The organism is Burkholderia ubonensis (assembly GCF_001718695.1).
Lineage (GTDB): Bacteria > Pseudomonadota > Gammaproteobacteria > Burkholderiales > Burkholderiaceae > Burkholderia > Burkholderia ubonensis_B.
On record NZ_CP013420.1, the window covers coordinates 996,053 to 1,018,115 of the forward strand.

At 65.6% G+C, this 22,063-nt stretch carries 15 protein-coding genes; 6 read left to right on the forward strand and 9 right to left on the reverse strand.

Annotated features, from left to right (window positions below; all coding sequences use genetic code 11):
- Positions 1-127: 127 nt before the first annotated feature.
- A complete protein-coding gene (locus WJ35_RS04585; protein ID WP_069238822.1) occupies positions 128-1,819 on the forward strand; it encodes a ShlB/FhaC/HecB family hemolysin secretion/activation protein in 1,692 nt (563 codons plus the stop codon).
- A 167-nt stretch (positions 1,820-1,986) separates the two neighbouring features.
- Positions 1,987-2,448 carry a DUF2147 domain-containing protein gene (locus tag WJ35_RS04590; RefSeq protein WP_029226570.1) on the forward strand — a complete coding sequence of 154 codons (462 nt, stop codon included), beginning with the start codon at positions 1,987-1,989 and terminating at the stop codon, positions 2,446-2,448.
- Between the two features lie 107 nt (positions 2,449-2,555).
- On the opposite strand, the gene WJ35_RS04595 is transcribed toward WJ35_RS04590, so the two are convergent.
- The 6 genes from WJ35_RS04595 to typA all read right to left on the reverse strand — a co-directional run bounded on the left by WJ35_RS04595 (position 2,556) and on the right by typA (position 12,248).
- Positions 2,556-2,957 (reverse strand): transposase, encoded by a 402-nt coding sequence (locus WJ35_RS04595; protein WP_060237433.1) that lies wholly within the window; start codon positions 2,955-2,957, stop codon positions 2,556-2,558.
- 155 nt (positions 2,958-3,112) lie between these two features.
- A complete protein-coding gene (gene zapE, locus WJ35_RS04600) occupies positions 3,113-4,210 on the reverse strand; it encodes a cell division protein ZapE (RefSeq protein ID WP_060237434.1) in 1,098 nt (365 codons plus the stop codon).
- A gap of 101 nt (positions 4,211-4,311) precedes the next feature.
- On the reverse strand, positions 4,312-5,742 hold the full coding sequence (lpdA, locus tag WJ35_RS04605) for a dihydrolipoyl dehydrogenase (RefSeq protein ID WP_059823320.1): 1,431 nt from the start codon (positions 5,740-5,742) through the stop codon (positions 4,312-4,314).
- A gap of 82 nt (positions 5,743-5,824) precedes the next feature.
- On the reverse strand, positions 5,825-7,102 hold the full coding sequence (gene odhB, locus WJ35_RS04610; protein ID WP_060237438.1) for a 2-oxoglutarate dehydrogenase complex dihydrolipoyllysine-residue succinyltransferase: 1,278 nt from the start codon (positions 7,100-7,102) through the stop codon (positions 5,825-5,827).
- A 134-nt stretch (positions 7,103-7,236) separates the two neighbouring features.
- On the reverse strand, positions 7,237-10,101 hold the full coding sequence (locus WJ35_RS04615) for a 2-oxoglutarate dehydrogenase E1 component (RefSeq protein WP_010092530.1): 2,865 nt from the start codon (positions 10,099-10,101) through the stop codon (positions 7,237-7,239).
- Positions 10,102-10,421: 320 nt separating this feature from the next.
- The gene (typA, locus tag WJ35_RS04620; RefSeq protein WP_060237441.1) at positions 10,422-12,248 is read right to left on the reverse strand and encodes a translational GTPase TypA; all 1,827 of its coding nucleotides are present in this window, start codon (positions 12,246-12,248) and stop codon (positions 10,422-10,424) included.
- Between the two features lie 333 nt (positions 12,249-12,581).
- Between typA and WJ35_RS04625 the strand changes: the two genes are divergently transcribed.
- The 4 genes from WJ35_RS04625 to WJ35_RS04640 all read left to right on the forward strand — a co-directional run bounded on the left by WJ35_RS04625 (position 12,582) and on the right by WJ35_RS04640 (position 17,539).
- Entirely contained in the window at positions 12,582-13,073 is a 492-nt protein-coding gene (locus tag WJ35_RS04625; RefSeq protein WP_069238823.1) for a MarR family winged helix-turn-helix transcriptional regulator, read from the forward strand.
- Between the two features lie 87 nt (positions 13,074-13,160).
- Positions 13,161-14,675 (forward strand): efflux transporter outer membrane subunit, encoded by a 1,515-nt coding sequence (locus WJ35_RS04630; protein ID WP_060237455.1) that lies wholly within the window; start codon positions 13,161-13,163, stop codon positions 14,673-14,675.
- A 52-nt stretch (positions 14,676-14,727) separates the two neighbouring features.
- Positions 14,728-15,951, forward strand: a complete 1,224-nt coding sequence (locus WJ35_RS04635) for an efflux RND transporter periplasmic adaptor subunit (RefSeq protein WP_060237458.1) — start codon at positions 14,728-14,730, stop codon at positions 15,949-15,951.
- Positions 15,952-15,979: 28 nt separating this feature from the next.
- Complete coding sequence (locus WJ35_RS04640; RefSeq protein ID WP_060237461.1) at positions 15,980-17,539, forward strand: DHA2 family efflux MFS transporter permease subunit; 1,560 nt, start codon at positions 15,980-15,982, stop codon at positions 17,537-17,539.
- Positions 17,540-17,633: 94 nt separating this feature from the next.
- Here the strand turns inward: WJ35_RS04640 and truB are convergent, their stop codons facing one another.
- From truB to infB, 3 genes are all read right to left on the reverse strand, one after another.
- Positions 17,634-18,566 carry a tRNA pseudouridine(55) synthase TruB gene (gene truB, locus WJ35_RS04645; protein ID WP_029226574.1) on the reverse strand — a complete coding sequence of 311 codons (933 nt, stop codon included), beginning with the start codon at positions 18,564-18,566 and terminating at the stop codon, positions 17,634-17,636.
- 13 nt (positions 18,567-18,579) lie between these two features.
- Complete coding sequence (rbfA, locus tag WJ35_RS04650) at positions 18,580-18,978, reverse strand: 30S ribosome-binding factor RbfA (protein WP_060237463.1); 399 nt, start codon at positions 18,976-18,978, stop codon at positions 18,580-18,582.
- A 111-nt stretch (positions 18,979-19,089) separates the two neighbouring features.
- Positions 19,090-21,996, reverse strand: a complete 2,907-nt coding sequence (infB, locus tag WJ35_RS04655) for a translation initiation factor IF-2 (protein ID WP_029226575.1) — start codon at positions 21,994-21,996, stop codon at positions 19,090-19,092.
- Positions 21,997-22,063 lie beyond the last annotated feature (67 nt).

The window sequence follows — 22,063 nt, forward strand, 5'->3', positions numbered from 1 at the left end:
CATTCGCGGCCGGAGCGAACGCACAGTCGTCCCGATCACGACCGGCAAGGCGGCACACCACGCGCGGCGCCATCGGCGCCGCGCGCGGAGATTAGAAGACGACAAGCAAGGCCTACGAGGAACAACAATGAAATCCAGACGCGATAAATGGATGATGCTGCTCGCCATCACGACGGCGGCGGCAGGCGCGGCACAGGCGCAGACGCGCATCGCCGGCAACCCGGTCGACTCGCTTCCCCAGATCAATGCGCCGAAGAAGGGGCCGAACGTGACCGTGCAGGTCGCGCCCCAGGCGCCGCAATTGCAGGAACTGCTCTCGCGTCACCTGACGCCGGCCACGTTCCAGGTGGAAGGCGTCAAGTCGGTGCCGTTCGAGGAGATCTCGCGCCGTTTCACGCCGCTCGTCGGCAAGGACATCACGATCGGCGAGCTGATCGAGACCGCCAACGGCGTGACGAAGCTTTACCAGGATCGCGGCTACGCGCTGTCGTTCGCGTTCATCCCCGCGCAGACCTTCGAAAACGGCGTCGTGCGCGTGACCGTCGTCGAGGGCTATGTCGCGGACGTGAAGGTCACCGGCAAGCCCGGCGCAATGGAATCGAAGATCCGCGCGATCGCCGCGCACATCACCGCCGATCGTCCGTTGCGCCGCGCGACGTTCGAGCGTTACGTGAACACGTTCGGCCTGCTGCCCGGCGTATCGGTGAAGGCCAACGTGCCGCCGCCGCAGAGCACCGACGGCGCGACGACGCTCGAGCTGAACGTCGACCGCAAGCCGTTCAACATCGGCACCGGAATCGACTTCAACCATCCCGGCGTGCAAGGCCTCATCACCGCGACCGAAAACGGCCTCACGTCGTTCGGCGAGCAGCTGAGCATCTCCGCGCTGGCGCCGCCGGGGCGGGACAAGCAGACCTACTTCGCATTCAGCGGCGCGGTGCCGGTCGGCAGCAGCGGGCTCATCACGCGTCTCGACGCCAGCACGTACCGCGGCAAGCCGGCCGATAACCCGGGCCTGCCGTCGTACGTCCAGCGCACGGTGAAAAACGAAAAGCTGGGTCTTTCGGCATCCTACCCGTTATTGCTGAACAACCAGCGCAGCCTGCTCGGCACCGTGTCCGGCTACGCGTCGCACAACGAGGATCGCTACCAGAACCAGGTCAACGGCGCGACGCTCGACAACCGGACGCAGGTTCGCGTGCTGCAGATGCAGCTCGACTACACGAGCGTGAGCCCGACGCAGGTGCGAAAGCTGAGCGTGAACATCGCGAAGGGTTTCGACATTCTCGGCGCGTCGAAAGCGCAGGACATCAGCGCCGGCAACACCACGACGTCGGTGCCGAGCCCGATTTCGCTGACCTTCGTGCGCACCGGCGCGACGTTCACGCAAACCAACGAATGGCCGTTCCGGATCGGCACGTCGGTCTCGCTGACGGGCCAGTACAGCCCGAATTCACTGCCGACGTCCGAGCAGATCTCGTTCGGCGCGCAGCGCTATGCGCTCGGCTATCAGCCGGGCGAGACGTCGGGCGATTCGGGATGGGGCATGTCGCTCGAGCTCAATCGCGCGTTCTCGCCCGGCTGGACGTACCTGAAGTCGATCACGCCTTACATCGCGTACGACATGGCGCGCATCTACCTGCATGCCGGCACGCCGTCGCCGAGCCGGCTGTCGTCGGTCGGCATCGGCGTGCGGCTGACCGACAGCCGCTACTACAGCCTCGACCTGTCCGTCGCGAAACCGGTCGGCGACGCGCCGATCGAGAGCGCATCGCGCAGCCCGCGCGTGAACGCGTCCTTCTCGTACCAGCTCAATTGATTGCGCCCCGCACGGCCCGCCGCGCGGGGCGTTTCGATTAGAGTCCCCTCTATCAAACGCGGCGCGTGGTTTCACGTATTCTGCCGGAAGCTCGCAACATGCCACCGTCCCATGCAGACGGTCGTGCGAGCGGTTCGAAAACGACATGCAAAACAAGGAGGACGACGATGACTCACCTGACCCGCCCGTTGCGCGCGGTGGCCCTGGCCGGCGCGCTGCTCGCCTGTGCCGCGCACGCCTTTGCGCAAGCCGACAGCCCGATCGGCACGTGGCAGACGATCGACGACAACACCGGCAAGCCGAAGGCGCTCGTGCAGATCGCCGAGGATTCGGACGGCTCGCTGTCGGGCAAGGTCGTCAAGGGCCTTGGCGCGAACGACACGCCTGATCGCCGCTGCACCGCATGCACGGACGAGCGCAAGGATCAGTTGATCAAGGGCATGACGATCATCAAGGCGATGAAGAAGGATGGCGACCACTGGGATGGCGGCAACATCCTCGACCCGGAGAACGGCAAGGTCTACAAGTGCAAGATGACGCTGGACGACGGTGGTCAGAAGCTGGTCGTGCGCGGCTATATCGGCGTGTCGCTGATCGGCCGGTCACAGACCTGGGTTCGCCAGCAGTAACGGCTTACGACCTGCGCGCGACGACGCGCCGCATCACGTCAATCGGCCTGCGACAATGTCGCAGGCCGATTTCATTTCGGGACGAGACAGGCGTGCAAGGCAGGCGATCATGCTGCGCGCTTCAGTGCTTCCGCCCGATACGTGCGCGGCGCCGGCATCGCCACGCTGCGCGCTTTCGCTGCCTTCGACTGCGTGTGCTTGCGCATCCGCGTAGCGAGCGTGTTGCACAGATTGATGCCCGCCTCGCCATAGAGCGCACGCATCACGTGCATCAGCGCGCCGGTTTCATGCCAGACCTTGAAGCGGCGATGGCACGTCTGGTACGACGGGTAGCGGCGCGGCATCGCCGACCAGGTCGCACCGCTGTAGATCACCCAGAGCACGCCGTTCAGCACGGCGCGTGTGTTGGCGAGCGGCCGGCCACGCAATTCGGTGCGCGGCTGCAATTCCGGCAGAAGCGACGTGACGCGCTTCCACTCGGCGTCGGTTAGATCGCGATACGGTGTCATGGACATCTCCAGCCTTAGGAACCATGACGCAACGATATCGGCTCAACCCGGGATTGAATATAAGACTAATCCGAAATTGCGACGAGATGGCATCGATTTAACTGGAATTAACCATTGAATGCCGCGACTTCGCACGTCGCACCGATCGCTCGCGCTCAGGTCAACGAAGTATCGACGATGCGGCGCGGCGTCTCGAGATACTCCTTCGACTGCATCTCGACGATCCGCGAGACCGTCCGCGTGAATTCGTTGGCCATCGGCCCTTCGACGTACAGCTGCTCGGCCGGCACCGCCGCGGACATCAGCAGCTTGACCTTGTGGTCGTACAGCACGTCGATCAGCCACGTGAAGCGGCGCGCCTCCGACGCCATCCGCGGCGACATCTGCGGCACCTCGGACAGCACGATCGCATGGAAGCGGCTTGCGAGCTCGAGGTAGTCGTTCTGCGAACGCGGCCCGCCGCACAGCGTCGCGAAATCGAACCACACGACGCCGTCGGCCTTGCGCAGCGCCTTCAGCTCGCGCTTCTCGATGTGCAGGATCGGGCTCTCGTCGGGCACCGCGGCGAGCTGCGCGAACGCGTGGCGCAGCGCGCGATCCGCGTCCGCGCCGAGCGGCGTGTGGTACATCTGCACCTGCGCGAGCGTGCGCTGGCGATAGTCGACGCCCGCATCGACGTTGAGCACGTCGAGCCTGTTCTTGATGAGCGCGATCGCCGGCAGCATCCGGTCGCGATGCAGGCCGTCCGGATACAGGTCGTCCGGATCGTAGTTGGACGTCATCACAAACTGCACGCCGTTCGTGAACAGCCGGTCGAGCAGACGGTACAGGATCATCGCGTCGGCGATGTCCGACACGTGGAACTCGTCGAAGCAGATCAGCCGGTAGCGCTTCGCGATGCGTCGCGCGAGCTCGTCGAGCGGATCGGCCTGCCCCTTCAGTTCCTCGAGCTCGCGGTGCACTTCGCGCATGAACTCGTGGAAATGAAGGCGCGTCTTGCGCTGCACGGGCACGACCGCATAGAAGCTGTCCATCAGGAAGCTCTTGCCGCGCCCGACGCCGCCCCACATGTAGACCCCGCGCGGCAGGTCCGGACGAATGATGAGTTTCTTGAACGCGTTCGAGCGGCGCGCCTTGTAGGCCACCCACTCATCGTAGCAACGCTGCAGGCGATCGATCGCCGCGCGCTGCGCGGGGTCGGACTGGTAACCGCGCGTGGTCAGCTCCCGCGCGTAGTATTCGGTGACGTTCATCGGGCAAACCAGAAAAGACGAAGGCGGGCAGGAAACCCCGCCCGCCTTCGTCGTAGGACCGCTGCGCCGGCCGCAGGACGGGCCGGCGCGTCAATGCGCGCTTAGCTGTTCAGCGAGCGCTTGTCGACGGCGAGCGCCGCTTCGCGCATCACTTCCGACATCGACGGGTGCGGATGGCAGATGCGGGCGATGTCTTCCGACGCCGCCTTGAACTCCATCGCCACCACGGCTTCAGCGATCAGGTCCGACGCGTTCGCCGCGATCACGTGCACGCCGAGCAGCTCGTCGGTCTTTGCGTCCGCGATCATCTTCACGAAGCCGTCCGGCGCGTTCATGCCGAGCGCGCGGCCGTTGATCGAGAACGGGAACTTGCCGCTCTTGATCTCGCGGCCTTCCGCCTTCAGCTGCTGCTCCGTCTTGCCGACCCATGCGATTTCCGGGTACGTGTAGATCACCCACGGAATGCAGTTGTAGTCGATGTGCGGCTTCTGGCCGTCGATCACTTCCGCGACCAGCACGCCTTCGTCTTCCGCCTTGTGCGCGAGCATCGGGCCGCGCACCACGTCGCCGATCGCGTAGACGTTCGGCACCGCCGTGCGGCAATGGTCGTCGACGTCGATGAAGCCGCGCTCGTTCGCCTTCAGGCCGATCGCCTCGAGGCCGAGGTTGTCGGTGTTCGGCACGCGGCCGACCGACACGATCAGGCGGTCGGCGTCGAGCGTCTGCGCGTTGCCGTCCTTGTCCGTGTACGCGATCGACACGCCGTCCGGCGTCGCCTTCACGTCGCCGATCTTCACGCCGAGGTGAATGTCGAGGCCCTGCTTCTTGAACAGCTTCGCAGCTTCCTTCGCGAGCGCTTCGTCAGCCGCGCCGAGGAATGCCGGCAGCGCTTCGAGCACCGTCACTTCGGCGCCGAGGCGGCGCCACACCGAGCCGAGCTCGAGGCCGATCACGCCCGCGCCGATCACGGCAAGCTTCTTCGGCACCGAGTCGAACGTCAGCGCGCCTTCGTTGTCCGAAACGATCTTGTTGTCGACCGGGATGCCCGGCAGGTGACGCGCCTTCGAGCCCGTCGCGATGATCACGTTCTTTGCGGTGACGACTTCGGTGTCGCCCTCGCCGCTCACTTCGATCTGCACGCCGGCGTCGGTCTTGCCGGTGAACTTGCCGTGGCCCTTCAGCCACGTGATCTTGTTCTTCTTGAACAGGAACTCGATACCGGACGTCATCTTCTCGACGATCCCGTCCTTGCGGCCGAGCATCTTCGCGAGGTCGATCTTCACGCCGTCGACGCTGATGCCGTGGTCGGCGAGGTGGTGCGACGCGTTCTCGAACTCTTCCGACGACGCGAGCAGCGCCTTCGACGGGATGCAGCCCACGTTCAGGCAGGTGCCGCCGAGCTTCAGCGCGCCGGCCGGGTTCTTCCACTTTTCGATACAGGCAACGGTCTTGCCCAGTTGAGCGGCGCGGATCGCGGCGATGTAGCCGCCGGGGCCGGCGCCGATCACGACGACGTCAAATTCCTTGGACATGGCAATCCTTTCTTCTTGTGCGTGCGCACGGGCGCGCGAGGTCGCGCGCCCGTGCGGAGCGGGTCAATGCAGGTGGCGTGGCTTACAGGTCGAGCAGCAGGCGTGCCGGATCCTCGAGCGCATCCTTCATCGCGACGAGCGACAGCACCGCTTCGCGGCCGTCGATGATCCGGTGGTCATACGACAGCGCCAGATAGTTGATCGGACGGATCACGATCTGGCCGTTCTCGACGACCGGGCGCTCCTTCGTTGCGTGCACGCCGAGGATTGCCGACTGCGGCGGGTTGATGATCGGGGTCGACAGCATCGAGCCGAACACGCCGCCGTTCGAGATCGAGAACGTACCGCCCGTCATTTCCTCGATCGACAGCTTGCCGTCCTTCGCCTTCTGGCCGAATTCCGCGATCTTCTTTTCGATGTCGGCGAGGCTCATCTGGTCGGCGTTGCGCAGGATCGGCACCACGAGACCGCGCGGCGAGCCGACGGCGATACCGATGTCGAAGTAGCCGTGATAGACGATGTCGTTACCGTCGATCGACGCGTTCACGAGCGGGAACTTCTTCAGCGCGTGGACGGCCGCCTTCACGAAGAACGACATGAAGCCGAGCTTCACGCCATGTTCCTTCTCGAACTTGTCCTTGTACTTGTTGCGCAGCTCCATGACCGGAGCCATGTTCACTTCGTTGAACGTCGTCAGGATCGCGTTGGTCTGCTGCGACTCGAGCAGACGCTCGGCGATACGCGCACGCAGGCGCGACATCGGCACGCGCTGCTCCGGACGGTCGTTCAGCCACGTCGTTGCCGACGCCGGCACCTTCACGTCCGGCAGCGACGCCTTCGCCGCGGCGGTCTTCGCCGGTGCGGCGGCCGGTGCGGCCTTCGACGCGCCGGCGGACAGCACGTCGCCCTTCGTGATGCGGCCGTCGCGGCCCGAGCCGGCGACGTCGCCTGCGGCGAGACCCTTCTCGGCCAGCAGCTTCGACGCGGCCGGCGATGCAGCCGCCGTGCTCGACGCCGTCGCGGCGGCGGCCGGCTGGGCGGCCGGTGCGGCAGCGGCCGGAGCGGCTGCCGGCTTGACTTCGGTAGCGCCTGCCGCTGCTTCGGCCGCGCCTGCCTTCGCTTCGGTGTCGATCGTCGCGATCACCTGGTCGGCGACCACCGTGTCACCGTCGTTCTGCAGCACTTGCGCGAGCACGCCGGCGGCCGGCGCCGGCACTTCGAGCACGACCTTGTCGGTCTCGAGTTCGATCAGGATTTCGTCCTGCGCGACGGCTTCGCCGGGCTTCTTCTTCCACTGCAGCATGGTGGCTTCCGAAACCGACTCCGAAAGCTGGGGGACCTTGACTTCTACGATAGCCATGTGATTTTCCTGGATGCTTAATCTGGGTAATGACGAGCTGGCGATTCTTCAGGCCGATGCGGCGCGATGCGCGTCCTGCGGGCCAAAAGATTCGGGAAAGCGCCGCGCGCCTTCCCGTTTCGCTTGGACGTCGGTTATTTCGCGATCGATGCGCTCTTCAGGCGGCCGAAAGCACCTTCGATGAGGGCCTTCTGCTGCTCATAGTGCTTCGCGTAGTAGCCGACCGCCGGCGAGGCCGAAGCCGGACGGCCGCTGTATGCCAGCTTCTGCCCTTCCTTCATGCCTTCCTTCAGGTGGTGTTCGACGTAGAACCACGGGCCCTGGTTTTGCGGCTCGTCCTGCACCCAGACCACTTCGGTCGCGTTCTCGTACTTCTTCAGTTCAGCTTCGAACTGCTTGTGCGCGAACGGATACAGCTGTTCGATACGGATGATCGCCACGTCGTTCGCCTTCGCTTCGCGGCGATGCGCGACGAGGTCGAAGTACACGCGGCCCGAGCAGACCAGCACGCGCTTGACCTTCTTCGCGTCGATGCCGCCGTCGGTTTCGCCGAGCACCGGCTGGAACGAGCCCTTCGCCAGTTCCGACAGGTCCGACACGGCTTCCTTGTGACGCAGCAGCGACTTCGGCGTCGCGACGATCAGCGGCTTGCGGAACAGGCGGATCATCTGGCGGCGCAGCAGGTGGAAGATCTGCGCCGGCGTCGTCGGCTGGACCACTTGCATGTTGTGGTCCGCGCACAGTTGCAGGAAACGCTCGATACGGGTCGACGAGTGCTCCGGGCCCTGGCCTTCATAGCCGTGCGGCAGCAGCATCGTCAGGCCCGACACGCGGCCCCACTTCACTTCGCCGGACGAGATGAACTGGTCGATCACGACCTGCGCGCCGTTGACGAAGTCGCCGAACTGCGCTTCCCACAGCACGAGCGTGTTCGGCTCGGCGGTCGAGTAGCCGTATTCGAAGCCCAGCACCGCCTCTTCCGACAGCACCGAGTCGATCACCGTGAACTTCGCCTGGTTGTCGGCAACGTTCTGCAGCGGCACGTACGTGCCGTCGTTCCAGCGCTCGCGGTTCTGGTCGTGCAGCACCGCGTGACGGTGCGTGAACGTGCCGCGGCCCGAGTCCTGGCCGGTCAGGCGCACCGAGTAGCCCGACGCGACGAGCGACGCGAACGCGAGGTGTTCGGCCATGCCCCAGTCGAGCGGCTGGTCGCCGCGCGCCATGTTGCGGCGGTCGTTGATCACGCGCTCGACGAGCGGGTGGACCTTGAAGTTTTCCGGCACCGTCGTGATGCGTTCGCCGAGGCGCTTCAGCTCGGCGAGCGGCACCGCCGTGTCGGCTGCGTCCGTCCACTTGCGGTTCAGGAACGGCACCCAGTCGACCGCGTACTTGCTCTTGTAGTTCGACAGGACCGGATCGACCGTGTGGTGGCCGTCGTCCATCGCCTTGCGGTACGCCTTCACGAAGCCGTCGGCGTCTTCCGCGCTGATCACGCCCTGCTGCACGAGCTTCTCGGCGTACAGCGCACGGGTGCCCGGGTGCTGCGCGATCTTCTTGTACATCAGCGGCTGCGTGACCGCCGGCGTGTCCTGCTCGTTGTGACCCAGCTTGCGGAAGCAGACGATGTCGATCACGACATCCTTGTGGAACTGCATCCGGTAGTCGATCGCGATCTGCGTCGCGAGGATCACGGCTTCCGGATCGTCGCCGTTCACGTGCAGCACCGGTGCCTCGATCATCTTGACGACGTCGGTACAGTACAGCGTCGAGCGCGCGTCGCGCGGGTCGGACGTCGTGAAGCCGATCTGGTTGTTGATGACGATGTGCAGCGTGCCGTGCGTGCCGTAGCCGCGCGTCTGTGCGAGGTTCAGCGTTTCCATCACGACGCCCTGGCCCGCGAAGGCCGCGTCGCCGTGGATCTGCACCGGCAGCACCTGCAGGCCGTCTTCGTCGCCGCGACGGTCCATCCGCGCCTTCGCCGAGCCTTCGACCACCGGGTTCACGATTTCGAGGTGCGACGGGTTGAACGCGAGCGACAGGTGGACCGGGCCGCCTTCCGTCGACACGTCCGACGAGAAGCCCTTGTGGTACTTCACGTCGCCGGCCGGCAGGTCATCGACGTGCTTGCCTTCGAATTCGGCGAACAGGTCGGCCGGCATCTTGCCGAGCGTGTTGACGAGCACGTTCAGGCGGCCGCGGTGGGCCATGCCGATGACGATTTCCTGCACGCCCTTCTTGCCCGAGTGCTGGACGACTTCGTCCATCGCCGCGATGAAGCTTTCGCCGCCTTCCAGCGAGAAGCGCTTCTGGCCGACGTACTTGGTGTGCAGGTAGCGCTCGAGGCCTTCGGCAGCCGTCAGGCGGTTCAGGATGTGCTTCTTCTTGTCGACCGTGAAATTCGGCGTCGCGCGGGTCGATTCCAGGCGCTCCTGCCACCAGCGCTTCTGCTCGGGATCGCTGATGTACATGTACTCGGCGCCGATCGTGCCGCAGTACGTGTCGCGCAGACCCTTGACGATGTCGCGCAGCGAAGCCTGGTCGAAACCGAGGTACAGGTTGCTCGCGCTGAACGTCTGGTCGAGATCGGCCTCGGAGAAGTCGTAGAACGCGGGTTCGAGTTCGGGAATGGCGGGACGTTCGCGACGCTTCAGGGGATCGAGATTGGCCCATTGCGAGCCAAGGAAGCGATAAGCGCTGATGAGGGACTGGACGTGGACTTGCTTGCGCGCCGTGGCCAGATTGGCGCCGCTTTCGCGCGGGATGAAGGCATTGGCCTTCGCGCGCTGCGCAAACGACTCGACGATCGGGAAATGCGCGACGTCGCTGGCACTCGTACCGTCCGTCGCAGGCACGTTCTGCAGCGCATCGAAATACTCTCGCCAGTTCTCGGGCACTGACGCCGGATTATCAAGATATGCATCGTACAGTTCTTCTACGTACGAAGCATTGCCGCCGAACAGATACGAGTTCAGCTGAAACTGCTTCATTACATCTGACATTTTACGCTCACCTTTCTTCGAGCTTCTCGAGAAATAGCGGGTTGCTCAACCTTCCGCGACACGGCCTGACCGTTTAGCGGATTGCGAATCAAGTCTTGCTTGGAAGGACCTAAAAACTTGCGTGCGCGCAGCATATCACAGAACCGTTACCGGGGTTCACGCGGAAATGTGCCTGAAAGCACCGTGTGGCGGGGTTTTGCCGGATTGCCGCGTGCCGCTGAAACATTGTTTTGCAGGCCACCCGCTTGCGCGCCGCGCACACGCGAAAAAGCCGCCCGGAGGCGGCTTTTTTCGTGTTGCCCGGAGTCGCTTCGACGCGCTCAGTCGATCGCGGCTTCGCGGCTTGCGCGGCGACGCTCGTGTTCCTTCAGGTGACGCTTGCGCAGGCGGATCGACTGCGGCGTCACTTCGACCAGCTCGTCGTCGTCGATGAACTCGACCGCGTATTCGAGCGACATCTGGATCGGCGGCACGAGACGCACGGCTTCGTCGGTGCCCGACGCGCGCACGTTGGTGAGCTGCTTGCCCTTGATCGGGTTCACGACGAGGTCGTTGTCGCGGCTGTGGATGCCGATGATCATGCCCTCGTAGAGCGCGTCGCCCGGCTTCACGAACATGCGGCCGCGATCCTGCAGCTTCCACAGCGCGTACGCCACCGCCGCGCCGTCGTCCTGCGAGATCAGCACGCCGTTGCGGCGCTCGCCGACCGAGCCGTCCTTGACCGGCGCGTACGAGTCGAAGATGTGGCTCATCAGGCCCGTGCCGCGCGTGAGCGTCAGGAATTCGCTCTGGAAACCGATCAGGCCGCGCGCCGGAATCCGGTATTCGAGACGCGTGCGGCCGCGGCCATCCGACGCCATGTCGAGCATTTCACCCTTGCGGCGGCCGAGTTCTTCCATCACGCCGCCCTGGTTTTCGTCTTCGACGTCGACCGTCAGCAGTTCGTACGGCTCGTGCTTCACGCCGTCGATTTCCTGCATCACGACGCGCGGACGCGACACCGCGAGCTCATAGCCTTCGCGGCGCATGTTCTCGACCAGGATCGTCAGGTGCAGTTCGCCGCGGCCCGACACTTCGAACACCGTCTCGTCACCCGTATCGCGCACGCGCAGCGCGACGTTGTGGTTCAGCTCCTTCATCAGGCGGTCACGGATCTGGCGGCTCGTCACGAACTTGCCTTCACGGCCCGCGAGCGGCGACGAGTTGACGAGGAAGTTCATCGTCAGCGTCGGCTCGTCGACGGTGATCATCGGCAGCGCTTCCGGCGCATCCACCGAGCAGATCGTCGCGCCGATGCCGACGTCTTCGATGCCGTTGATCAGCACGATGTCGCCCGCTTCGGCCGACTCGACCTGCACGCGCTCCAGACCCTTGAACGACAGCACCTGGTTGATCTTGCGGTTCAGCACGTCGCCTTCCGGGCCGAAGCGCATCACGACCGGCTGGCCCGGCTTGATGCGGCCGCGCGTGATGCGGCCGACGCCGATCCGGCCGACGTACGTCGAATAGTCGAGCGACGTGATCTGCAGCTGCAGCGGCGCTTCCGGGTCAGCCGGGCGGACCGGCACGTGCTGGAGGATCGCCTCGAACAGCGGGCGCATGTCGCCTTCGCGCGTGGCCGGGTCGAGCGACGCGTAGCCGTTCAGGCCCGATGCGTAGACGATCGGGAAGTCGAGCTGCTCCTCGGTCGCGCCGAGCTTGTCGAACAGGTCGAAGGTCTGGTTGATGACCCAGTCGATGCGCGCGCCCGGGCGGTCGACCTTGTTGATCACGACGATCGGCTTCAGGCCGAGCGCGAGCGCCTTCTTCGTCACGAAGCGCGTCTGCGGCATCGGGCCCTCGACCGCGTCGACCAGCAGCAGCACCGAGTCGACCATCGACAGCACGCGCTCGACCTCACCGCCGAAGTCCGCGTGCCCCGGGGTGTCGACGATGTTGATGTGCGTGCCTTCGTATTCGACCGCGCAGTTCTTCGCGAGAATCGTGATCCCGCGCTCCTTTTCGATGTCGTTCGAGTCCATCACCCGCTCGGCGACTTGCTGGTTCTCGCGGAAGGTGCCGGACTGGCGAAGCAGTTGGTCGACGAGCGTCGTCTTGCCGTGGTCGACGTGGGCGATGATGGCGATGTTGCGAAGGGCGCGGGTCATAGAAACCTGAAATCGTTGAACGCGCAAACGCGCACGCTCGTCAGTCACCGGGACACGTGCGCGCGCGTTGCAGCTTGGAAACCGCAAATTATAGCACGTCGGGATGTCGAAAGCCGGACCGTCCGTTGCATCGCGGCAAGCAACGCCGCTTCGGCCGCCCCGCCGACGCGTCCCGCCCACCCGCCGTCGGCGCCCACCCGCGACAAAAACCCCGCCGCCGACAAGGTGATTCGCCCACCTTCAGCGCGGCGTTGCCTGTTCGATTAACATTTGCCGCAGCAAGCATTTGCGCCTACACTGCTGCCTAGTCAACTATTGCAGTTTCACAGTTTTATGTCCGATTCTCCTTCTCAATCGCCCGTTTCGCCGCTGTCCTCGTACCAGATCAACGATAGCGTCGGCTATCTGATGTCGCGCGTGAAATCGCTGATGACCAACCTCGTCACGCAGCGCACGCAAGGAGAACTCGGCATCACCGGCACGCAGGCCAGCATGCTGTTCATGATCGCGGTCGGCAAATGCTCGACGGCCGCCGAACTCGCCCGCGAATACGGGATCGACGCGAGCGCGGTGACGCGCCTGCTCGACCGCGTCGAGAAGCGCGGCCTGCTGTCGCGTGTGCGCAGCATCGAGGACCGGCGCGTCGTGCGGCTCGAACTGACCGACGAAGGGCGCGCGCTCGCCGAACGCCTGCCGGCCATCTTCCGCAGCGTGCTCGACCAGCTGCTGGACGGCTTCACGCCGGAGGAAGTCGGCTTCCTGAAAAGTATGCTGCGCCGCATTCTCGGCAATTATTGCGAGAACGCGGGCAATAGCATCACGTAATAGTTGCCATAACAATTACTTTTGACAGATTAATGTAAGGAAATCCTTGCAGTGTCCATTATTCATTCCGAGTCAGGGATCAGCGCGATGAAATCCTCTCCGTTGTCCATGCGCGCCGGATCGTACCGGTCCGCCATCGCCGCCGCGGTCGCCGCGCTGGCGCTGACGGGCTGTGCGAACTACTTCGGCATCAAGAGCGACAAGCAGATCGCCCCGGCGTCGCAATTCGAAACCGCGCAGAGCCTGCCCGCCCAGGGCGGCAAGTGGCCGTCGCTCGACTGGGCCACCGGGTTCGGCGACCCGCAGCTGCCGAAGCTGATCGACGAGGCGCTCGCCGACAATCCGTCGATCGCGCAGGCGCAGGCGCGGATCGCGAAGGCGTCGTCGTACATCGAGTCGTCGCGCTCGACGCTGCTGCCGAAGGTCGAAGGCAGCTATTCGTGGAATCGCCAGCTGTATTCGAGCAACGCACTCTTCCCGCCGCCGCTGGGCGGCCAGTGGTACAGCGAGAACAACGCGCTCGCGAGCGCGTCGTGGGACCTCGATCTGTGGGGCAAGAACCGCGAGCGCCTGCACACCGCCGTGTCGCAGGAAAAGGCCGCCGAGGCCGACATGCAGCAGGCGCGCATCACGCTCGCGTCGTCGATCGCCCGCACCTACAACTCGCTCGCGCAGCTCTATGCGCTGCGCGACATCGCACAGCGCGAGATCGTCAACCGCCAGACGGTCGGCAAGATCACCGACGGCCGCGTGACGGCCGGCCTCGACACCAACGTCGAACGGCAGACCGCGCGCGGCAACATCGCGACGACCCAGGCGTCGCTGTCCGACCTCGACGGCCAGATCACGAGCGTGCGCTACCAGCTTGCCGCCCTGCTCGGCAAGGGGCCGGACCGCGGCCTGCAGATCGCCGCGCCGGTGCTGAATCCGGGCGGCGCCGTCGTGCTGCCCGACAACCTGCCCGCCGACCTCGTGTCGCGGCGCCCCGACATCGTCGCCGCGCGCTGGCAGGTCGAAGCCGCGATGCACGACGTGAAGGAAGCGAAAGCCGAGTTCTACCCCGACGTGAACCTCGCGGCGGGCTTCGGCTTCGATGCGTTCGGCTGGGGCAAATTCCTGAACTTCGCGAGCCGCCAGGCGCAGTTCAGCCCGGCGGTCCACCTGCCGATCTTCGACGGCGGCGCGCTGCGCGCGCAGCTCAAGGGCCGCTATGCGGACTTCGACCTGTCGGTCGCGAACTACAACCAGACACTGATCAGTGCACTGAACGACGTCGCGACGCAGGTCGCGTCGATCCGCGCGATCGATCGGCAGATGGACGACGCGCAGCGGGCGCTCGACGCGTCGACGAAGGCATACGACCTCGCGGTGATCCGCTACAAGGCCGGCCTGTCGCCGCAACTGCAGGTGCTGAACGCGGACAGCAACCGCCTCGCATCGGAACAGACCGTGACCAACCTGAAGATGCGACGGCGCGACATGCAGCTCGCGCTGATCAAGGCGCTCGGCGGCGGCTTCGACGCCACCGGCACCCGCCTCGCCGCACCCGATGCCGAACAGCGCACCGCGCAGGCCAAGGCCGCGCAACAGGCCGCGAACTGATTCGGCACGACCATTACGCAGACACTCGAAACAACGGACGGAGAAAATCGCCATGAGCGACCCTCAACAGAACGCCGCCAGCGCCCAGGCGCAGAGTAACGGCAAGCGCAAGCGGATGATGACGCTGCTCGTCGCGGTCATCGTGATCGCGGCCATTGCCTACGGGCTGTACTACTTCCTCGTCGCGCGCTTCCACGAATCGACCGACGACGCCTACGTGAACGGCAACGTCGTGCAGATCACGCCGCAGGTCACGGGCACCGTGATCGCGGTGAAGGCCGACGACACGCAGACCGTCAAGGCCGGCGATTCGCTCGTGCTGCTCGACCCGGCCGATTCGCAGGTCGCGCTGCAGCAGGCCGAGGCGAACCTCGCGCAGACGGTGCGCCAGGTGCGCGGCCTGTTCGTCAACGACGACCAGTACCGTGCGCAGGTCGTGCTGCGCCAGTCGGACCTGTCGCGCGCCGAGGACGACCTGCGCCGCCGCCTTGCGGTCGCGCAGACCGGCGCCGTGTCGCAGGAAGAGATCTCGCACGCGCGTGACGCGGTAAAGGGCGCGCAGGCGTCGCTCGACACCGCGCAGCAGCAGCTCGCGTCGAACCGCGCGCTGACCGCGAACACGACGATCGCGTCGCACCCGAACGTGCTCGCCGCGGCCGCGAAGGTCCGCGACGCGTATCTCGCCAACGCGCGCAACACGCTGCCCGCGCCCGTCACCGGCTACGTCGCGAAGCGCTCGGTGCAGGTCGGCCAGCGCGTGTCGCCGGGTACGCCGCTGATGTCGGTCGTGCCGCTGAACGCGGTGTGGGTCGACGCGAACTTCAAGGAAGTCCAGCTCAACCACATGCGCATCGGCCAGCCGGTCGAGCTGACGGCCGACATCTACGGCTCGTCGGTCGTCTATCACGGCAAGGTCATCGGCTTCTCTGCCGGCACCGGCTCCGCGTTCTCGCTGCTGCCCGCGCAGAACGCGACCGGCAACTGGATCAAGGTCGTGCAGCGCCTGCCGGTGCGGATCGAGCTCGACCCGAAGGACCTCGAAAAGCACCCGCTGCGCATCGGCCTGTCGATGCAGGTCGACGTCAACATCAAGGACGAGAGCGGCAACCAGCTCGGCAACGTGCAGAACACGGTCTACCAGACCGACGTGTTCGCGAAGTACGGCGACGAAGCCAACGCCGAAATCGCGCGCATCGTTGCGGAGAACGCGGGCGGCAACGCTTCGGCCCCGGCGCCGGCCGCGGCGAAGCAAGGCAGCATCGCGAAGATGATGTAATCCGTTCCGTTCCCGGAAGACCACCGACATGGCACAGCCTCCTGTCTCTCACCCGCCCTTGCAGGGCGGGCAGCTCCTGATCGGGACGATCGCGGTGTCGCTCGCCGTGTTCATGAACGTGCTCGACACGTCGATCGCGAACGTCGCGATCCCGACCATCTCGGGCGATCTCGGCGTGTCGGCCGACCAGGGCACATGGGTCATCACGTCGTTCGCGGTCGCGAACGCGATCTCCGTGCCGCTGACGGGCTGGCTCACCGAGCGCTTCGGACAGGTTCGCCTGTTCCTCGCGTCGATCATCCTGTTCGTCATTTCGTCATGGATGTGCGGACTCTCGCCGACACTGCCGTTCCTGCTCGTGTCGCGCGTGATCCAGGGCGCCGTCGCGGGCCCGATGATTCCGCTGTCGCAGGCGCTGCTGCTCGCGAGCTACCCGCGCGCGAAGGCGCCGATGGCGCTCGCGCTCTGGGCGATGACGACGCTGATCGCCCCCGTCGCCGGTCCGATTCTCGGCGGATGGATTTCGGACAACTACTCGTGGCCCTGGATCTTCTACGTCAACATCCCGGTCGGCATCGCCGCCGCGATCGCGACGTGGATGATCTACCGCCAGCGGGAATCGGTCGTGCGCCGCGCGCCGATCGACGGCGTGGGTCTCGCCCTGCTGGTCGTCTGGGTCGGCTCGCTGCAGATCATGCTCGACAAGGGCAAGGATCTCGACTGGTTCGCGTCGACGACCATCATCGTGCTCGCGCTGACCGCCGTCATCGCGTTCGCGTTCTTCGTCGTCTGGGAGCTGACCGCCGAGCATCCGGTCGTCGACCTGTCGCTGTTCCGCATACGGAACTTCACCGGCGGCACGGTCGCGCTGTCGATCGGGTACGGCCTGTACTTCGGCAACCTCGTGCTGCTGCCGCTATGGCTGCAGACGCAGATCGGCTACACCGCGACCGACGCTGGCCTCGTGATGGCGCCGGTCGGGCTGTTCGCGATCCTGCTGTCGCCGCTCACCGGGAAGTACCTGCCGCGCACCGATCCCCGCTATATCTCGACTGCGTCGTTCCTGATCTTTGCGCTGTGCTTCTGGATGCGCTCCCGCTACACGACCGGCGTCGACGAATGGTCGCTGACGCTGCCGACGCTCGTGCAGGGCATCGCGATGGCCGGCTTCTTCATCCCGCTCGTATCGATCACGCTGTCCGGCCTGCCCGGCCACCGCATTCCCGCGGCGTCGGGCCTGTCGAACTTCGTGCGGATCATGTGCGGCGGCATCGGCACGTCGATCTTCCAGACCGCGTGGGATCACCGGAACAATTTCCATCACGCGCAGCTGATCGAGCAGGCGAATGCCTATAATCCGGCGTTCAACCAGGCCGTCACGCAGATGGGCAATCTCGGCCTGACCCAGCAGCAGGCGCATGGGCTGATCAACAACATGGCCACACAGCAGGCTGCACAGCTCGGCGTGAACGACCTGTTCTACATCTCGGCCGCGATCTTCGTGCTGCTGATCGCACTGATCTGGATCACGAAACCGGAACGCGCGGGCGGCGGCGACGCCGGTGCGGCGGCCTCGGCGGCGCACTGAACGCAGCGCCCGCCGGCGCACAAGACAAAAGGCCCGGTCGACAACGGCCGGGCCTTTTTTCATGCCGCCGGCAATGCCGGCGCGCCGCGCGGCTTCACGCTGCCGTCACGACGAGCCGTTCCGGCGCCAGCACGCCGTTCGCCGCGCGGGCCACGCCAAGCAGCCGCGTCGCATCGTAGACCCGCACCCGCTCGCCTTCGCTCGCGTCGATACGCGCAATCTCCGACAGCTTCAGGCGCTGGCCGTGCAGGAAGCGCTTCGCGCACGCATCGTCGAGCCGCACCATCGGAAACGTCGACAGCAGCGCGTCGACCGGCTGAAGCCATGCGCCGCGCGCGGCATCGTCGGCATCGGACAGCGCATCGAGCGTCACCGCGTGGTCGAGCGTCAATGCGCCGACCCCGGTGCGGCGCAGCATCGTCAAGTGCGCGCCGCAGCCGAGCGCCTCGCCAAGATCTTCCGCGAGCGTGCGCACATACGTGCCTTTACTGCAGGTCACGCGGAACGTCACGTCGGGCAGTTCGCACGCGAGCAATTCGAGCCGGTGGATCGTGACGTTGCGCCCTTCGCGCTCGACCGTCTGGCCGGCCCGCGCATATTCGTAGAGCGGCTTGCCGTCGCGCTTGAGCGCAGAGTACATCGGCGGCACCTGCACGATTTCGCCGATGAAGCGCTCGAGCGCCGCTTCCACGGCCGCCCGGTCGCATTCGACCGGCCGCGTGTCGAGCACCTCGCCTTCCGCGTCGCCGGTCGTGGTGCGCACGCCGAGGCGCATCGTCGCCTCGTAGGTCTTGTCGGCTTCGAGCAGGTCCTGCGAGAACTTCGTCGCTTCGCCGAAGCATAGCGGCAACAGGCCAGAGGCCAGCGGATCGAGCGTGCCGGTGTGGCCGGCCTTCTTCGCGAGATAGAGACGCTTCGCGCGAATCAGGGCATCGTTGCTCGACAGGCCGACCGGCTTGTCGAGCAGAAGGACGCCGTCCAGCGCGCGCCGGGGCACGCGCGGACGTTGGGATGCTGCTGTCGTCATAGGCCGGGCGAGCTCAATCTTCCTTGGCGGGCGTGCCGGTTTCGTCGTCGTCCAGCGCGCGCGTCGAGTTCGCTTCCTTGATCAGGCGCGACATCTCCACGGCCTTCTCGATCGTCTGATCGTAGTGGAAATGCAGCGTCGGCACCGTATGGATGTGCAGGCGCTTGAACAGCAGGTTGTGCAGGTGACCGGACGCGTGGTTCAGCGCCTCTTGCGTCTTTTCCGGATCGCCGGTGAGCGCGGTGAAGTACACCTTCGCGTGCGCATAGTCCGGCGTGAGTTCCACGCTCTGGATGGTCACGATGCCGATGCGCGGGTCCTTGACCTCGCGCATGATGAGTTCGGACAGGTCGCGCTGAATCTGGTCGGCGATCTGCACGTTGCGATTGGGAGAAGTACGTTTCCTGGACATGATCGATCCCTGATGCGTTTATCAGGACAATGCGGCGGCCCTTGGCGCGCCGCCATGAAAATGGGCGGGACAGGCCCACGCCTGCCCCGCCCATGAGCCGATGCGCGATGCTTACAGCGTACGCGCGACTTCGGTCACTTCGAAGACTTCGAACTGGTCGCCTTCGATGACGTCGTTGAAGTTCTTCACCGACATGCCGCACTCGAAGCCTTGCTTGACTTCCTTCACGTCGTCCTTGAAGCGCTTCAGCGACTCGAGTTCGCCGGTGAAGATCACGACGTTGTTGCGCAGCACGCGAACCGACGACGAACGCTTGACGATACCGTCCGTGACCATACAGCCCGCGACCGTACCGACCTTCGGCACCTTGAACACCTGGCGCACCTCGACCATGCCGGTCACGACTTCGCGCTTCTCCGGCGCCAGCATGCCCGACATCGCTGCCTTCACCTCATCCACGGCGTCGTAGATGATGTTGTAGTAGCGGATGTCGACGCCATTGGCTTCCGCGAGCTTGCGCGCCTGCGCATCCGCACGCGTGTTGAAGCCGATGATGACCGCCTTCGATGCCGTCGCCAGGTTGACGTCGCTTTCGCTGATGCCGCCCACCGCGCTGTGCACGATCTGCACGCGCACTTCGCTGGTCGACAGCTTGAGCAGCGACTGCACGAGCGCTTCCTGCGAACCCTGCACGTCGGCCTTGATGATGAGCGGCAGGTTCTGCACTTCGCCTTCGCCCATCTGCTCGAGCATGCTTTCCAGCTTCGCCGCCTGCTGCTTCGCCAGCTTGACGTCGCGGAACTTGCCCTGACGGAACAGCGCGATTTCACGCGCCTTGCGCTCGTCCGGCAGCACGATCACTTCCTCGCCTGCCCCCGGCACTTCCGACAGACCCTGGATCTCGACCGGGATCGACGGGCCGGCTTCCTTCGTCGGCTTGCCGTTCTCGTCGAGCATCGCACGAACGCGGCCGTAAGCGGTGCCCGCGAGCACGATGTCGCCGCGGTTCAGCGTACCGGACTGCACCAGCATCGTCGCGACCGGGCCCTTGCCCTTGTCGAGCTTCGCTTCGATCACGATGCCCTTGGCCGGCGCCTCGACCGGTGCCTTCAGTTCCAGCACCTCGGCCTGCAGCAGCACGTTCTCGAGCAGATCGTCGATGCCCGTGCCCGTCTTTGCCGACACCGGCACGAACGGCGAATCGCCGCCGTATTCTTCCGGCACGACGCCTTCGGCGACCAGTTCCTGCTTCACGCGGTCCGGGTTCGCTTCCGGCTTGTCGATCTTGTTGATCGCGACGACGATCGGCACCCCGCCCGCCTTCGCGTGCGAGATGGCTTCCTTCGTCTGCGGCATCACGCCGTCGTCGGCCGCCACCACCAGAATGACGATGTCGGTCGCCTTCGCACCACGCGCACGCATTGCCGTGAACGCCTCGTGGCCCGGGGTATCCAGGAACGTGACGACACCGCGCGGCGTTTCGACGTGATACGCGCCGATGTGCTGCGTAATGCCGCCCGCTTCGCCCGCTGCGACCTTCGCGCGGCGGATGTAGTCGAGCAGCGAGGTCTTGCCGTGGTCGACGTGACCCATCACGGTGACGACCGGCGGACGCGGCAATTGCTCTGCATCGGTACCGGTCTCGCCTTCGACGAGCAGTGCTTCCGGATCGTCCAGCTTCGCCGCAACCGCGCGGTGGCCCAGTTCCTCGACGACGATCATCGCGGTTTCCTGGTCCAGCACCTGGTTGATCGTGACCATCTGGCCCATCTTCATCATCACCTTGATGACTTCGGAGGCCTTGATTGCCATCTTGTGCGCAAGGTCCGCCACCGAGATGGTTTCCGGCACATGCACTTCACGGACGATCGGCTCGGTCGGCGCCTGGAACGACGATGCGCTTTCCTGGTGACGGCCGCGCCCCTTCGGGCCGCCGCGCCAGCCGCGGTCGACGCCGCCGCTCGAGTCGCCACGCGTCTTGATGCCGCGGCGCTTCGCTGCGTCGTCCTGCCAGCCGCCCTTGCCGGCGCCCGGCTTCTTGTTGCGGTCGCCCGCGCCAGCCGGCGCCTGCGTCGTCGCCGGCGCTGCGCCGGCCGGCTTCTTCGCCGCCGGACGCGCCTGCGCGCCTTCCGGCTTCGCCGGCTTGTGCAGCGTGCCCTTCGCTTCGGCCGGCTTGGCCGGCTCCGCCGGCTTCGGCGGTTCGACAGCCTTGACCACGGCCTTGCGCGGCGTGTTCATCATCTCGCGGATCGCACGCGCTTCCGCCTCGGCGGCCGCGCGGCGCTTGCTGATCTCTTCCTGCTCGGCGCGCGCCTTGTCCGCCGCTTCGCGTGCAGCATCCTCGGCCCGCTTCGCCGCTTCGCGCTGCGCCGCACGTTCGGCAGCCGCGCGCTCGTCGTCCTGCGAGGACTGCGAGCGCGCTTCCTGTTCGGCCGCTGCCGCCTGCTGGGCCGCAGCCTGCTTCGCCGCCGCTTCGGCTGCGGCGCGCTTTGCCGCCTCTTCCTCGGCGCGGCGGCGCTCCGCCTCGGCCGCTTCCTCGCGGGCGCGGCGTTCCGCTTCCTCGCGCTCGAGGCGCTCCTGGCGCTCGCGCAGCTCCTGCGCCTGCTTCTCGAGCAGCTCGGCCTCGCGGCGCGCCTCTTCCTCGCGGCGCTTCAGTTCCGCGTCGTCATCCGCTTCGGCGGCCTGTGCCTGCCCCTGGTCCGCGACGTCGCCCACGTCGTCGCGCTTGACGAACGTGCGCTTCTTGCGGACCTCGACCTGAATGGTGCGAGCCTTGCCCGTCGCGTCGGACTGCTTGATCTCCGACGTATGCTTGCGGGTCAGCGTGATCTTGCGCTTGTCGCCGTCGGTCGCGCCGTGCGACTTGCGCAAATGATCGAGCAGACGCGCCTTGTCCGCCTCGGACAGCGCATCGTCTTCACTCGCTTTCTGGACGCCCGCTGCCTGCAGCTGTTCGAGCAGCACACCAGCAGGCATTTTCAGTTCCGCGGCAAATTGGGCTACGTTGTTACTCGCCATTCATTCCTCTTAGTGCAAGGACCGATTCCTTGCGGTTAGCATCGGGTCAGGCCATACGGCCGCCATC